The organism is Ezakiella coagulans (assembly GCF_003096635.1).
Taxonomy (GTDB): Bacteria; Bacillota; Clostridia; order Tissierellales; family Peptoniphilaceae; genus Ezakiella; species Ezakiella coagulans.
This window is the reverse complement of record NZ_QEKV01000001.1, coordinates 310120-324500: the sequence shown is the minus strand read 5'-3', so window position 1 is coordinate 324500 and position 14381 is coordinate 310120. Positions and strand designations below refer to the sequence as shown.

General features: G+C 35.3%; 19 protein-coding genes. All 19 read right to left on the bottom strand.

Going from position 1 to position 14381, the window contains the following annotated elements:
• Positions 1-141: 141 nt before the first annotated feature.
• The 19 genes from mreB to C7381_RS01420 all read right to left on the bottom strand — a co-directional run bounded on the left by mreB (position 142) and on the right by C7381_RS01420 (position 14304).
• On the bottom strand, positions 142-1167 hold the full coding sequence (gene mreB, locus C7381_RS01510) for a rod shape-determining protein (protein ID WP_034546411.1): 1026 nt from the start codon (positions 1165-1167) through the stop codon (positions 142-144).
• 21 nt (positions 1168-1188) lie between these two features.
• Positions 1189-2442, bottom strand: a complete 1254-nt coding sequence (murA, locus tag C7381_RS01505; RefSeq protein ID WP_034546410.1) for a UDP-N-acetylglucosamine 1-carboxyvinyltransferase — start codon at positions 2440-2442, stop codon at positions 1189-1191.
• A 69-nt stretch (positions 2443-2511) separates the two neighbouring features.
• Positions 2512-3201: a purine nucleoside phosphorylase YfiH/LACC1 family protein gene (locus C7381_RS01500; RefSeq protein WP_165803552.1), complete on the bottom strand. Its 690-nt coding sequence runs from the start codon at positions 3199-3201 to the stop codon at positions 2512-2514.
• 4 nt (positions 3202-3205) lie between these two features.
• Complete coding sequence (locus tag C7381_RS01495) at positions 3206-3445, bottom strand: pro-sigmaK processing inhibitor BofA family protein (RefSeq protein ID WP_116479650.1); 240 nt, start codon at positions 3443-3445, stop codon at positions 3206-3208.
• Between the two features lie 8 nt (positions 3446-3453).
• Positions 3454-4809, bottom strand: coding sequence for an MATE family efflux transporter (locus tag C7381_RS01490; RefSeq protein ID WP_116479649.1), 1356 nt, complete (start codon positions 4807-4809; stop codon positions 3454-3456).
• Complete coding sequence (locus C7381_RS01485) at positions 4764-5318, bottom strand: hypothetical protein (protein ID WP_116479648.1); 555 nt, start codon at positions 5316-5318, stop codon at positions 4764-4766. The genes C7381_RS01490 and C7381_RS01485 overlap by 46 nt, the downstream gene beginning before the upstream one ends.
• 3 nt (positions 5319-5321) lie before the next feature.
• Complete coding sequence (locus tag C7381_RS01480; protein WP_034546405.1) at positions 5322-5855, bottom strand: ECF transporter S component; 534 nt, start codon at positions 5853-5855, stop codon at positions 5322-5324.
• Between the two features lie 9 nt (positions 5856-5864).
• Positions 5865-7043: a homoserine dehydrogenase gene (locus tag C7381_RS01475; protein WP_116479647.1), complete on the bottom strand. Its 1179-nt coding sequence runs from the start codon at positions 7041-7043 to the stop codon at positions 5865-5867.
• A gap of 61 nt (positions 7044-7104) precedes the next feature.
• On the bottom strand, positions 7105-7734 hold the full coding sequence (locus C7381_RS01470; RefSeq protein ID WP_116479646.1) for a phosphatase PAP2 family protein: 630 nt from the start codon (positions 7732-7734) through the stop codon (positions 7105-7107).
• Positions 7731-8459 carry an HAD family hydrolase gene (locus C7381_RS01465; RefSeq protein ID WP_116479645.1) on the bottom strand — a complete coding sequence of 243 codons (729 nt, stop codon included), beginning with the start codon at positions 8457-8459 and terminating at the stop codon, positions 7731-7733. Before C7381_RS01465 ends, C7381_RS01470 begins: the two co-directional genes overlap by 4 nt.
• A complete protein-coding gene (locus C7381_RS01460) occupies positions 8456-9241 on the bottom strand; it encodes a metallophosphoesterase (protein WP_165803551.1) in 786 nt (261 codons plus the stop codon). Before C7381_RS01460 ends, C7381_RS01465 begins: the two co-directional genes overlap by 4 nt.
• A gap of 88 nt (positions 9242-9329) precedes the next feature.
• A complete protein-coding gene (locus C7381_RS01455; protein ID WP_116479643.1) occupies positions 9330-9872 on the bottom strand; it encodes a chromate transporter in 543 nt (180 codons plus the stop codon).
• Positions 9853-10377, bottom strand: a complete 525-nt coding sequence (locus C7381_RS01450; protein WP_165803550.1) for a chromate transporter — start codon at positions 10375-10377, stop codon at positions 9853-9855. The genes C7381_RS01455 and C7381_RS01450 overlap by 20 nt, the downstream gene beginning before the upstream one ends.
• The gene (locus C7381_RS01445) at positions 10374-11036 is read right to left on the bottom strand and encodes an aspartate/glutamate racemase family protein (protein ID WP_052085403.1); all 663 of its coding nucleotides are present in this window, start codon (positions 11034-11036) and stop codon (positions 10374-10376) included. The genes C7381_RS01450 and C7381_RS01445 overlap by 4 nt, the downstream gene beginning before the upstream one ends.
• A complete protein-coding gene (locus C7381_RS01440; RefSeq protein ID WP_034546396.1) occupies positions 11036-11263 on the bottom strand; it encodes a DUF951 domain-containing protein in 228 nt (75 codons plus the stop codon). Before C7381_RS01440 ends, C7381_RS01445 begins: the two co-directional genes overlap by 1 nt.
• On the bottom strand, positions 11256-12104 hold the full coding sequence (locus C7381_RS01435; RefSeq protein ID WP_116479641.1) for a mechanosensitive ion channel family protein: 849 nt from the start codon (positions 12102-12104) through the stop codon (positions 11256-11258). The genes C7381_RS01440 and C7381_RS01435 overlap by 8 nt, the downstream gene beginning before the upstream one ends.
• A 9-nt stretch (positions 12105-12113) precedes the next feature.
• The gene (gene yedF, locus C7381_RS01430; protein WP_116479640.1) at positions 12114-12695 is read right to left on the bottom strand and encodes a sulfurtransferase-like selenium metabolism protein YedF; all 582 of its coding nucleotides are present in this window, start codon (positions 12693-12695) and stop codon (positions 12114-12116) included.
• An 11-nt stretch (positions 12696-12706) separates the two neighbouring features.
• Positions 12707-13732 (bottom strand): hypothetical protein, encoded by a 1026-nt coding sequence (locus C7381_RS01425; protein ID WP_116479639.1) that lies wholly within the window; start codon positions 13730-13732, stop codon positions 12707-12709.
• Positions 13729-14304, bottom strand: coding sequence for a HutD family protein (locus C7381_RS01420; protein ID WP_116479638.1), 576 nt, complete (start codon positions 14302-14304; stop codon positions 13729-13731). The genes C7381_RS01425 and C7381_RS01420 overlap by 4 nt, the downstream gene beginning before the upstream one ends.
• Positions 14305-14381: the final 77 nt, after the last annotated feature.

Here is a 14381-nt window from a genome sequence, read left to right as displayed (position 1 = left end):
TATGCACCTCCTTACTTGTGGTTTCTATTTTTAGTATAGGATGTTTTGCGTATAAGTGCAATTTTTTTACATAAAAATATCTATGGAGGGTTTTACTCCCCCATAGATATTATAGAGCCAAAAATAACGAGATAAATCTCGCTATCTTCTGTATTTTCTACCTGATTCATTATTTTTTTCAAGGACTTCAACCCAATCAAGGCTTTTTCCTGTTCCAATTGCAACACATTCGATTGTATTTTCAGCGACTCGAACATTAATGCCGGTTCTTTCTTGAATAATTTCAGGAAGCCCCTTTAGAAGAGCCCCACCTCCGGTCAAAATAATTCCTTGATTTGAAATATCCGCTGCAAGTTCAGGCGGAGTTTTTTCGAGTACATAGTGAACAGCTTCGAGAATTTCCTGAACAGGTTCTTTCAAAGCTTCAAGCATATCATTCGAACTTACAACTACATTCATCGGAAGTCCGGAAACAAGATTTCTTCCCTTTACTTCCAAAAATTGTTCTTCTTCAAGAGGATAAGCACAGCCGATATTCACCTTTAATTCTTCTGCTGTTCTTTCTCCAATCATCATGTTGTGTTTTTTTCTGACATATTTTGTGATTGACTCATCGAAATTGTCTCCGGCAACCTTGATTGATTTAGAAACTACAATACCGCCAAGCGAAATTACTGCAACATCTGTGGTTCCACCACCGATATCAACAACCATATTTCCGGTCGGCTCTGTGATGTCAAGCCCAGCACCAATTGCAGCAGCAATAGGTTCTTCAATCAAATAAGTTTTAACTGCGCCTGCTTCATTTGCAGCTTCAATAACCGCTCTCTTCTCAACTTCCGTACATCCCGAAGGAACACACACAATCAAACGTGGTTTCAAAAGCATTCTGCCGAGAGATTTCTCTATAAAATATTTAAGCATTCTTTGTGTAATATTGTAATCTGAAATGACGCCCTCCTTCAAAGGTCTTACAGCAACAATATTTCCAGGTGTTCTTCCAAGCATCTTTCTCGCTTCTTCTCCAACGGCGAGAAATTTATTTGTAAATTGATCAATTGCAACAACTGACGGTTCTTGAAGAACAATTCCCTTGCCTTTTACATAAACAAGTACACTTGCCGTTCCAAGGTCAATTCCAACGTCATTTCTAAGCATAAAACCCATAACTATCTCCTTCTTTGTAAACTACATTACTCTTTCAATATCTGCACCCAAGGCTCTAAACTTCTCTATTACATCCTCATAGCCTCTGTCTATATGATAGACATCGCCGATTTCCGTTTCGCCTTTAACAGTTAAAGCAGCAATAATAAGTGCTGCCCCACATCTTAAATCTGTCGCCTTTACCTTCGCCGCTCTAAGTTTTTCAACGCCTTGAACAATCGCCGTTCTTCCGTCGATGTTAATATTTGCACCCATTCTCTTAAACTCATCGGCATGCATAAATCTGTTTTCAAAAACTGTTTCAATAACCACACTTGTGCCTTCTGCAATTGTTGCAAGAGCCATAAATTGTGCCTGCATATCTGTAGGCATGCCCGGATATGGAAGTGTCTTAATATCGAAGCTCTTAACTCTTCCGTGGTGACTTACATTTATCGTGTCACCATTTTCAGAAATATTTACTCCGCATTCCTTTAGCTTTGCAATAACAGGCCTCATGTGGCTTGTAATAACATTTTCAATAATGATATCCCCACCCGTTGCTGCTGCCAAAATCATAAATGTTCCGGCTTCAATTCTGTCCGGAATGATTTGGTGTCTACAACCATGAAGTTTTTTTACTCCTCTAATTTTAATCGTTGAAGTTCCGGCACCTCTTACTTCCGCGCCCATTTTATTTAAAAAATTCGACAAATCGACAACTTCCGGTTCCATAGCTGCATTTTCGATTGTGGTCTCCCCTTCAGCTAAAACTGCTGCCATCATAATATTTTGCGTTGCACCGACACTTGGGAAATCAAGATAAATGTCATCACCAATCAATTTTTCAGCACTTGCATTTACCATGCCTTTTGAAATACTTACTTCAGCGCCCAAAGCCTTGAAACCTTTTATATGAAGGTCAATAGGTCTTGTTCCAATAGCACAGCCACCCGGCAAAGCATTTCCCGTGTGACCCATTCTTGAAAGAAGAGGTCCCATAACGCAAAAACTCGCGCGCATCTTGCTCATAAGTTCTTCGCCCGTAACCGTATTTGTAATATTCTCCGCATTTATAACATATAAATTTTTATCTTTATGCTCAACTTTTACTCCGAGTCCTCGTAAAACATCGCATAGTATTTCAACGTCTTTTAATTCAGGCACATCTTCAAGCACAATTTCTTCTCCGCAGAGAATTGTTGCACACAAAATAGGAAGCGCCGCATTTTTTGATCCGCTTACTCTTACACTTCCCTTTAATTCACCTGTACCTCTAACAATAAATCTTTCCAAAAGTTATCATCCTTTGTATATAATCAATTAATTTTACCATATATAAAAATTTTTATCAAGATAAAAAATTTATACTATATAAAATATAGCGTTAAGTCCATAATCCTTCCCTTCGCGTCTGTAACTGTGAAAATGCGTATCGCAATATGTGTCGATGTCTTCAATAAAAATATTCTCAGGCTTTATACCGAAATTTATAAGTTCAAATTTTACAAAACTTTTTAAATCATATAAATATTTTCCTTCAACTTTGTCTTTTGTTGCAAAATTTCTAAAACCGTACTTTCCTTTAAACTCGTCCATAAAATCTTCCCCAACTTGAAAAGATGGTTTAGAAATCGAAGGAAGAAGATATGCTTTTATATCTTTTTTGTCTTCATTCATTTTATTTATTGCTTCAAAATAAATTCTCTTTTGAACACCCCTCCACCCGGCGTGAACAAGACCTGCTCTTTTCTTACCTTTAAGTAAAATCGGAATACAGTCCGCCGTCACAATCATTATCGGAGTGGACGACGTGACGAAACCGTCAACATTATAATATTCACCCGGATGCGGATTTACAACCACATTCTTCGTGTGTTTTTGATATGTCTTAGCAATTTTTTTCTCACTAATTTCATAAAATTTTAAAAATTTATTTGTGTTTTTTAAATTATATTTCCTGAAATTGAAATCTATTCCGGTCATTAATAAACGTGAGCTATCTGAAAATTCCTTTTCATAAAATGTTTTATCTTTTATTTTTATCGGTTTCAAAAAATTACATAGCATAATAAATTACCAGAACTATAGCTGCAGGAACGCCGAAAATTCCAACCAAAATACAATTTAGATTTGTGAGAGGAACAATCGCTCCGAAGTTTGAAAGAAATAAATTTACAATCAAAAGCAAAACCGCCCCTGCAATAGCGTTCACAACAAGTTTGAATATAATTTTAAATGGAACTGAAAGAATTTTTAAAATTAAAAATAAAATAACTCCACCAATAATAAAAAACATTTTACCACCTAAGCCAATCTCTTAATCCATTTTTTCTTTAGTATTCTCGGTGTTCCAATTGCAAGTTTTACAACTTCATCAATTGATGAAAGAAGAAGTGCTCCCCAAAGCGGTACTCTGAAAAATACAACTCCTATGGCTGCACACGGAATACCTACAAACCATGAGCAGAAAAGTTCCAAAAACATCGAATACTTGACATCTCCACCTCCACGGAAAACGCCGACAATTGAAACGGAATTGTACATTCTAAACGGATATGTCAATCCGAACGCCATTAGTGCAAGTCTTGCCGATTCACGTACTCCCGGTGTCAAATCCGGAAACACCATCAAAAATATATGCGGAATAAAAATTAATATAGAACCCAAAAGCACTCCGGACGAAAAGCCTACCGTCAAACTTTTAAGTGCCATATCGTGTGCTCTTTCAAGCTTGTTTTCCCCAATCTTCATGCCAATTATTACAGCGGATGCCGAAGAAACGCCTCTTGCTATGACATATAGCATATTTGAAATCGCCTGTGCAACTTGAATTGCAGCTGTTGCCTCAACCCCAATTTTCGCATATATCGCACCATAAACAACTTGAGCAAGGCTCCAAAGAGTTTCTTCAATAGTTACCGGTGTAACAACACGTACAAAATATTTTCTGAAATCCTTGTCGATTGAAAACAAATCCTTGACTTTCGCATAAAGCGGACCTCTGTATCTTCTGATTACATAAATCAATACAAAGCATTCCGTAAACCTTGCGAATATTGTTCCCACTGCGGCACCTTTTACACCGAGAGCCGGAAAACCGAATTTTCCAAAAATAAAACAATAGTTAAAAAATGCATTTACAAAGAACGAAACAAAACTTGCTATAAACGGGCTTCGTGCATTTCCGGTGCTTCGCATTGCAATACCGATCGCAAAGCTCATGCCTGTCACAATGTACGAAAGTGAAACTACTCTCATATACTTTGCCCCTTCAGCAATTACTGCTGCATCATTTGTAAATAGAGAGATTAAATACTCCGGAATAAAATATGCGAGTATATTAAAAATAATAGATACCGCAATCGAGAATTTTAGCGAGTAGTTTAGTGTCTTTTTAACTCTATCCAACTCATTTGCGCCATAAAATTGTGCAAATAAAATTGACGCTCCCGTATTTATTCCAAAAAGTATAAAGCTATAGAAAAAGAATATTTGATTTGCAAGACCAACACCCGCAATTGAATTTGTCCCAAGCTTTGTAATCATAAATGTGTCCAGCGTATTAAGGCTGCTTGTTATTAAGCTTTGAAGCATAACCGGGACAGCAATTTTTGTCATCGAACTTGTAAATTCTTTATCTTTAATAATTTTTCTCCACATATATAATCCCTCAATTCGTTATAATTATTCACTATTACACTGTTTTTATATGTTCTAAATTTAATTTCAAAATTATACTCGTCTTTAAACCATCTGTTTAAAAAATTTAAGTAATTGTCCCCTTCTCTCGACTTCACACGTATTTCACGTTCTCTTCTGTCGCAATTTACAAAAAATCCCAAATCTCTGTATGAGTCAAGACTCGGAGTTGAGGTGTAACTTCCCTCTAAAATAGTTATGTTCCCTTCCGGGATCCATTTTTTATAAAATTTGCCGTTCCTGCAATCATATGCTCTAATAAAGAAGCCACTCCCCCTTTTTATTTGAGGAGTGACTTCTTTTATAAATCTTCTTACATTAAAATTGCCGGCTCTTTTATCTCTTTTTTCTCCGCATTGGTAGAAAAAATCATCCGCTTTGATAACCCTTATTCCGGGAATCTCACTTTCAAGTTTTTTTGCCAGTGTCGACTTTCCACTCCCGGAAAATCCGTCTAATGTAATTAACATTTCTTATCTATTGTTTTCAAGCAATTTTCTAAGCATAAGAACAATCGGTGGAACAACTACAACAAGCATGATAATGCCTGCAATAACCATTACGAATGCTCCTGCAATAAAAGCTTGGAATGTGAAAGGTTTAACCCCTGCAACAACTTGTACCTCGATAAATTTCATAAGTGCATAAACAACTCTTCCTGCGAGCATAGCAAGTACCAATGAAATGATTGTTCCAACATAATCTTTTTTGAATAAACGTTGGAAAAGGCCTGCGAAAAGACCATAGCTTGCGAGTTCAGGAACCATTACGAGCCACTTTGCAACAGGTGGCATACCTGTAATAAGTCCGCTTAAAACAACGGAAAATGCTCCGGTCAAAAGTCCGCTAACCGGTCCGAGTAAAAGTCCTGCAACTAGTGCCGGAAGATGCATAGGTAAAAATGTCCATGCATTCGGCACACTGTGAAATGCCCATGGTATAATAACGCCCATTGCAATAAATACAGCTGTTAAAACCATTTGTCGTGTAGTAATTTTTTGTTTCATAAAAACCTCCTAACTTATTTCTTCATCGCCATAAACAGCAAAGAAGAATCTTTCATCTGTATCTTCAATTTTTTCCAATAAATCGATACAGGTATCAAGACTTATATTTCTTGTTGTAATAACAAAACTGTCTTGCGTTTCAAAAATGGAGTGCACGTACGGTAGCAAAATTCTTTCGATTTTGTAGGAGCTTTGATCGAACGAAAAATAAAATCTGTGTGTAATTCTCGTTTCATCAATAGTCACTCTTTCAGGAAGTGTAAGCTTTATATCATCACCATTTATAATTTCTAACAAATCAAGCAAAACACCGTTTGATGCGGAATATTTACCCGCTCCTGCCCCTATAATCTGCACTTCTCCAATAACATCCCCGACCATTCCGAGCATATTATTGTTGCCGCGTACATTCGCTCTCAAGGTGGACTGTTCATATAAAGTCGGTGCAACAATTGCCGCAACTTTATCGTTGTCAATCATCGCATAACTCATGAGTTTCGGCGTAAGTTTATGCCTTTCAAAAAATCCAAAGTCGAGACTTCTTATATTTTGAATGCCATAAGTTGGAATATCTTTCGGTACAACAAATTTATTAAATGCAAGCATCATCGAAATTATGAGCTTGTTTCTAGAATCAACTCCGGTTATATCATCAAAATAATCCGGCTCCTGATATCTTAAAATTCTACTTTTTAAAAGAGCTTCTTTAAAATCTATCCCGTCACGCTTCATCATGTCCAAAATAAAATTGCTGGTTCCGTTAAAATTCCCGTAAACCTTGCTTATATTATTTATCTTGCCGTACTCACAAAGCGTTTTGATCCACGGAAGACCTGCGCCGACCGTCGATTCAAATCTAAATTTTACATTGTTTTCATTTGCAAGTTTAATAAACTCAGACAAATGATTGACAACTATTTCCTTGTTTGCTGAAACGACGTTCTTACCCCTTTTCAATGCCTCGGTTGCAATTTCGTATGAAACGGCATCGTCACCAATTGCTATAACAATTGTATCTATATCATCATCACGCAAAATTTCATCTTTGTCAGTTGTGAAAAGATTCTCGCTGCGTCCATGTAGTCCCCGAACCAATATTTTTTTTACTCTTATATCATTGAATTTAGAATTTATAAGCTCATATACTCCGCTGCCGATAGTTCCAAATCCCATAAGGCCGATTTGCATCCATACCACCTCAATCTAATTCTACCATTAAATTAAAATTCTGTAAACATTAAAACAGAATTTAACCCATATAATATAATTCTTTTCTATAAATTATTCCTGCCGAATACATTAAATATTCCATCACATTTGCAAGAAACAATCCCCACATAAGTCCACCCGCAACATCCGTTGGATAGTGAACCCCGAAGTAAAGCCTTGTGAATGCTACATATACTCCGAAAAGTGTCGCAAAAACCGCTGTAATTCTCCAAGTCTTTTTTGACGACGTATTATTTCTAACTATTAAATATATGCATGCAAAAAAACATGCAGCAGCTGCACTGTGTCCCGAAGGAAACGAATATCCTGATTCGAGAAAATGTGCATAAGGCGGTCTCACTCTTGTGTATAATGATTTTATGCCCTCATTTATTGCAGTCGAAAGTATCATAGTAAAGGCAATGTAAAAACCGTACCTCCATTTTTTTATTGCAATTAATGTTATAACCGCAACCGCACACAATATAACCGCATTCACCGGATTAAAAAGCTTTGTAATAAATAAATTGAGTCCATAAATGGGATCACTTTTTTCTCCCAAAAAAATAACTGCGATATCTTTGTCAAATTCAGAAAATAGTCCACTCGGAATTATTGTTGTGATTAATATTGTTAAAATAGCGAAGATGAGAAGATTTATTCTCTTCATCCAATCAACCTCTCGATTTCCGCTCTAAGTTCGTCCACATTATGTGCAACATTTAAATCGTAATCAACTTCGCGACCATTAAAATAAATTGCCTTCATTCCTGCGGAAATTGCTCCCATGACATCTCCTTGAGGATTGTCTCCAATCATAATCGAATTTTCCTTATCACATCCGCTCTTGTAAATTACATGTGCATAAAATTTCGGATCAGGCTTTCCATAACCGAAGTCCCCAGATACAAAAACATCTTTGAAAAGATGGCGAATGCCCAATGTATCGACTTTTTTGTGTTGAATCTCGCTAAGTCCGTTTGTGACTATGCCGAGTTTATGCTTTTTACTAAGGTCAGTCAAAAGTTCAATCATCCCCGGAATTGCATCTGTGTAGTCATGCTGTCTTTTTAAAACAGTTTTATAAAATTCATCTTTTGAAACACCTTGAAAAATATTTTTCAAATCATTCCAAACCGCTTCCTTAAAAAGTTCCATATGATCTTCCTCATACGGAGTTTCCATCAATAAAAAATCAAGCGGATCAATTCCAATTGTTTCGTTATATTGAAACTCGAAATACTTAATCATCCTTGGCCTTAGGGATGTTCTTAGCTTCTTTCTAAATAAATCCGCATCCATATCGACGTTTAAATCCGCTCTAATCTTCTCATAAATCTTTTTGTTACAATTTTTTGTATCCAAAATTGTGTCGTCCAAATCAAAAAATATCATAATTCCTCCATAAAATTAATAATTACAACTTCCGGTTTATTAAAGAATCTCGGCACCAAATATTTTTTCTTTGATGACCCGGAAGTTAAAAACATATTCTGTTCCCCTTTTGTATAAAGCCCCTTTTGATACCTCGGAAAAAGCCCTTGACCCGGTGCTACAATTGCTCCTATAAACGGTAGTCTAGCGTGTCCCGCATGAGCGTGCCCTGTCAAGACTAAATCGAATCCTGCCTCCAAATATTTTTCAAAATATTCCGGACGATGCACGAGTAAAATATTGAATTTCTTCATATCAAGTTGTTCTTTAAAATATAAAAGCGAATAATTAAAATCGTTTTCGTTTACCGTCACATCGTCGATGCCGTAGATGTCGAAATTTGAAATTGAAATCGGTGAAGTTTTTCTTGTAAGATATGTCGAATTGTTTTTAAAATATTTAATCAAATCCGAAAGGTCTTTCCGTCTAACCTCGTGATTTCCAAGTACATAAAAAGCTCGCTTCTCTCCAATCATAGAAAAAAGTTCGTCGACTTTAAAATTCTCCGCTTTATCATCGACTATGTCACCGCCCAAAAATATAAAGTCAGCATTTTCAGATTCACTTTTTATAATATCGTTTATTCCGTCCGCCGGGTTCGAGTGATAATCCGCAAAAAATATCGCCTTATATTTTCCTCGAATCTTTTTTGATTTTAATTCTATGACTGTTCTTTTAGCTTTTTTTGAATAAAAAAATCCATAAATAACGATTGCAACTAATTCAAAAACTAAAAGCTTCATAGATTTAAAGACAAAAACATTAGTAAATATAAAAGCTGAAAACAATATAAATTTATATAAATAAATTTTTCGCATTTTAAAATTCATATTAAAATTTTACAAAATCAAAAATTATACCGATAATAAACGCTCCCAAAATAATAAATCCCGGGTGGAGTTTATTAAGTTTCTCACGCAAGAAAAACACAATCGTCATAATTGCTATCATTCCCAAAATATAGGGACCTTGAACTTCTTTAAAAAGTGAAATATAAATCGGGATTATAGCCGCAGCGATAAATCCGATTGAGACAGGTTTTAAGGTCTTTAGAATATTTTTCATATATGGGCTTTTTCTGTATTTTTCAATGAGTTTTGCAATAGTAATTATAATGATTAACGACGGAAAAACTAAACTTATAGGGGCAATAACTCCGTATAAAATTCCGCCCGCCTTTATTCCCGCAAATGTCGCCATATTTATTCCAATCGGTCCCGGAGTTGACTCACTCACCGCAATCATAGTCAAAAGTTCGTCCTGCGTAAAGTATCCAAAAGTTTCACCCATCTTTGCCAAAAATGGAATTGTTGCAAGACCACCACCTATCGAAAAAAGGCCTGTTTTAAAAAATTCATAAATCAGTCTTAGCATATTTCACCTCTATCATCGAAACGATTGCAAATCCGAGAACAATAAGTGGAAGCGGAAGCTTCAAAAGTGCAAGAACGAGTGCCAAAGCAATATAAACAATGCTTCTCGCAGACTTTACTTCCTTCAAAAACATTTTGTACAATGTGTGAAGAATTAACGCAGAAACAGTAATTTTTACGAGCTTTGTGCCGTAGTAGAACTTGTCTGATAAAATGTCAACGAATCTGTATATGATGCTTATAATGATAAGCGATGGTGTTATAAATCCGAGAGTTGCAATAATTGCACCTAGCACTTTTCCCCTTTTGTAACCCACAAAGGTTGCTGTGTTTACACCTATTATTCCGGGAGTCGCCTGTCCAATTGCAAAATATTCTAGAAGTTCATCCTCCGTCGCCCACTTTTTATTCTCAGCAATTTCTCGTATTAAAATAGGAAGCATTGCATAACCCCCACCAAAGGTGGTAATTCCTATCTTAAAAAAAGTGATAAATAATTGAATCACGCATATGCCTCCTTCACAGTCTCATCGACAAGCACATTCATTGCATCTATTACATTGTCATTTGTTATATCGAAGAGAGAAAGCTCTGTGCATGCTAGAATAACTCCCGCTTTTTCGGATTTTTCCTCAAGCATTTTTTTAAATTCCGGGAAATTACTCAGTTCCGGTTCTTCGCCCTGTTTTATTCTATAGATTGTTTCGTTAGAAACTCTCTTTTCCTCATCTGTTAAAGGCAAATATTCTTTGTTTTCCTGTTCAAGATATCTTTTGTAAATTTGAGACTTAAATGTCCCCTCAGTTGCAAAGACATAAGTTCTATCGCTTGCCTTTTTTGCAGCTAAATGAATCATATTTAAAATTTTTATATCCGTCATCTTCACAAATTCGTCATAATAAAAATGGCTCGTGTTGCACGGAATAATTATAAAATCCGCTCCCCAAACTTCTGCCATTTTAAAATTGTTTTTAAAATGTTCCAAAAGCTCTTTCGAGTCACCACTTATTATGGACTTTGTTCGGTCCGGCATAAGACAATCGGAAATTATAAGAGTTTCAATATGCTCCTGGTCTTTGGTTGCAGGAGATTTTTCAATTATCCTCGTATAACAATCTGATGTTGCAAGCGGACCCATTCCTCCGACAATACATAATTTCTTCATTATCTTCCCTCAAATTCTTTTGATGTTCGAACCGACTCAAAATGTCCGTCAATTAAAACTTTTCTAACTCGACCGAAAAAATCAAACCTTGTAATCATTACCTCGCGGCCACAACCCACACATTTGATTTTCATATCGACTCCCGTCTTTATGATTTGCCATTCATTTTTGCCACATGGATGTGGCTTTTTCATTGTGACAATATCGCCTTCAAATATTTTAAGCATCTTTATCCGTCTTTAAATTGATATCCATCTTGTTGTATGGAATTTCAATATTATTTCTATCAAGTATATTCTTAATTTCTTCTCTCATTTCCCGTTCAATTCTCCATTGTTCACCCGGAACAGTATATGCCACAACTCTTAACAGAACACCCGAATCCATCAATTCAACCGGTGCTTGAAGAATCGGTGCTTCAATAACTGATTTTGCACCCTCAAATTTTTCAGCAAGGCCTTTTGTCAACAATTCCTTGGCTTTTGCTAAATCTGACTCGTAAGAAATCTGCACCTCAACAAGTGCTCTTTGAATGTTTTTTGACCTGTTGGTGACAATTTTAATGAGGTTATTAGGAATTGTGTGGAGTTCTCCGTTAAAATCTTTGATAACTGTGATTCTTAGGCCTACATCTACCACAACTCCCTCTTTTCCCGCAATGGAAACATAGTCCCCAATGTTGAAAACATTTTCAGCAAGAATAAATATCCCACTTATAAAGTCTTCTATGAACGTCTTTGCAGCAAGACCTATTGCAAGACCACCGATTCCGGCAGTTGCGACAAGCCCTTTCGCATCAATCCCGAAAATACTTATCGTTGCAAAAAACCAAATAATAAGTATAAGTGTCTTTGTGAGCGATTCAATCAGAGAAATTAGCGTTTGAAATCTCTTTCCTTCGGGACCATGAAGAGTCTTAAACCTCTTCTTTATAGATTTAAGTATAACCTTTTGGACCATTCTTACAATAAAAAACGACACAATTAAAAGTCCTACAACAAGCATAACCTTGCTGTAGAACTTCAATTTACCATTCTCATTTAATAAAAATGACTTTAAAACTTCCAAATTTATCTCCTAAATTTCAATTAAATGTCCTGCATTCTTAGCCGTTGTGTAAATATCGTACATATTTGTGATTGTTCCGACTTTTACACTTTCTTTAAGTTTGAAGAAATCGAGGCATAGTCCACATGCTGCAACTTTCACGCCGTTTGATTCCAATTTTTTCAAATCTTCTAAGATATCTCCTTCTTCGCAAACAAGTTTTACGCCTTCGTTTACAAATAACATTTTGTCCGGAAGATTTCCGCTTTCAAGAACTGTATAAATAAAACTCTTAATGAGAATCTTTCCAAGTTCCTTGTCGCTTCCGAAGAAGTTTTGTTTGAACAAAATTACGGAATCTCCATTAATAAATGTCCCTTTGGCATCTGTTGAAGTAACTTCGCCGTATTTTGTTATTGTTACTTCAAAATCGCTTCCGACTTCCTTTGCAACAACTTTACAATTCAATGATTCTCCAAGTTTTCTCAAATTTTCCTTTGCAACTTCATTGTCAACAACAGAAACCACTTCATTTACATCCGTTTTATCCAATTCTTTTTTGGTTCTTATAACCGGTTCCGGACATTCAAGTCCTCTTAAATCAAGTTTCATATGAACACCTCCTAATAAATTATGAAACCATTTCTAAACTCTACAATCGGTCTATCTTCTCCATACATGTTTAAAATATCCCGATCTGTTTTTACCCTTTTACTTATACCCGTATCATTTACGATTAAAAACTCTCTATTAGTAAAAATCAAAACTTTGTTATTGAAATTTTTAATACGGTCGAAACCTGATAATTCTTCTTTTACAACAATTTCCATATTTGGCTTCAAAACATAAAGAATATTATCTGCAAATAGGCAATAATTCTTTTGAAGTTTATAAAGACCTCTAAAACCTTCGTACGAAATCTTACCCTCAATATTTTTACCGTCATAATATACAAGCTCCTTGTCAGTTGCGATCAAATAGCCGTCTTTTGTATTATAAAACTTATACGGCACATATCCGCCAAGCTCTAAAATCGTTTCGCTTTCATCGCCTTTAACACGATTTAAAACTGCCGAAAGTCCCTCTTCGGTCTTTTTGATATTTAAAACTTCTATAGCATTATCCAAAATCGAAACGTCTATCGTCGCATCCTTTTGAATATATGTTTCAATTATGTTTAAATCGTCATCGTATATAGTTGTCTTGTAATTGTCTGCATCTCTTGAATATACTGCAAAGCCTTTTAAAATCGGAGAAATACCGTCAATCTCGCCTTCATCATCCATCTCTTTTATTAGGTGGTTTTCATCATCAAGTATAATAACTTTTTTACTGTTCATCAAAAAAATCTTGTCCTTGACCCCCGCCATTTTAAAATCCTCTGTATCGAGAATTCTTTCATAAAGCGTATTTCCTTCGAAATCGACACCGGTGAATCTACTTTTGTTCAATGTATATATTACATTGTTGTAAACATAACTGTCACCTTGGGAATGAACTTCTATATATTTGTATTGAACTCCCGGATCTTCACTAAGCTTTTTTTCCTTAACATAATAAACAACATCTTCAAGATTTATATATAAAAACCCTGCCGTTATTAAAAAAATTACAAAAAAGCCTATGAAAAACTTTTTAAATAAACTCATAAAGTCACTTTGCCCCAAACAATTTTATTTTCTTCTTTTTCTGCGCTGATTTTAAGTTCAAACTTATCATCTGAAATAAAAACTGCAACCTCATTTTTATCAAGTGTAACACTTTTTTTCTTAGAAATTATTTGAACGCTGTTTTCTAAACTATAGAAGAAAAGAATTTTAGACTTTTTAATGTCGTCCTTAATCAAAAGTTCATTATAAAATTTAACGACCTCAAGTTTGCCTACTAAATCTTCAGAAAGCATGAGATTTAAATCATGCCCTGTACTTTCAGAAACAATGTCATCACTACCGTCAAAGTAAAAAGCAGTATACTTTTTTATAGGAATTTTATTCCCTTTCATGTTTAAAATAAGAGTATTTGTAATAGGAATCAAATATCTTTTATAACCCGGAAGCTTTGTGAAATCTGTACCGGTAATATCTACGCTTGCTTCTGAAAATCTGATTTTAAAATCCCTATCTTTATATGTCGAATCGACAGGATAAATAAAATATTCTCTTGTCTTTCCGCCGCTCCATGAAGTTTCTTTATATTCATCCAATTTATATAAATTTTCCATTCTTCCTCCAGAAAAATAAAATTATTAATAATTATTCATTAAAATATTATACCACATTCGTTGCAATTAATAAAGTT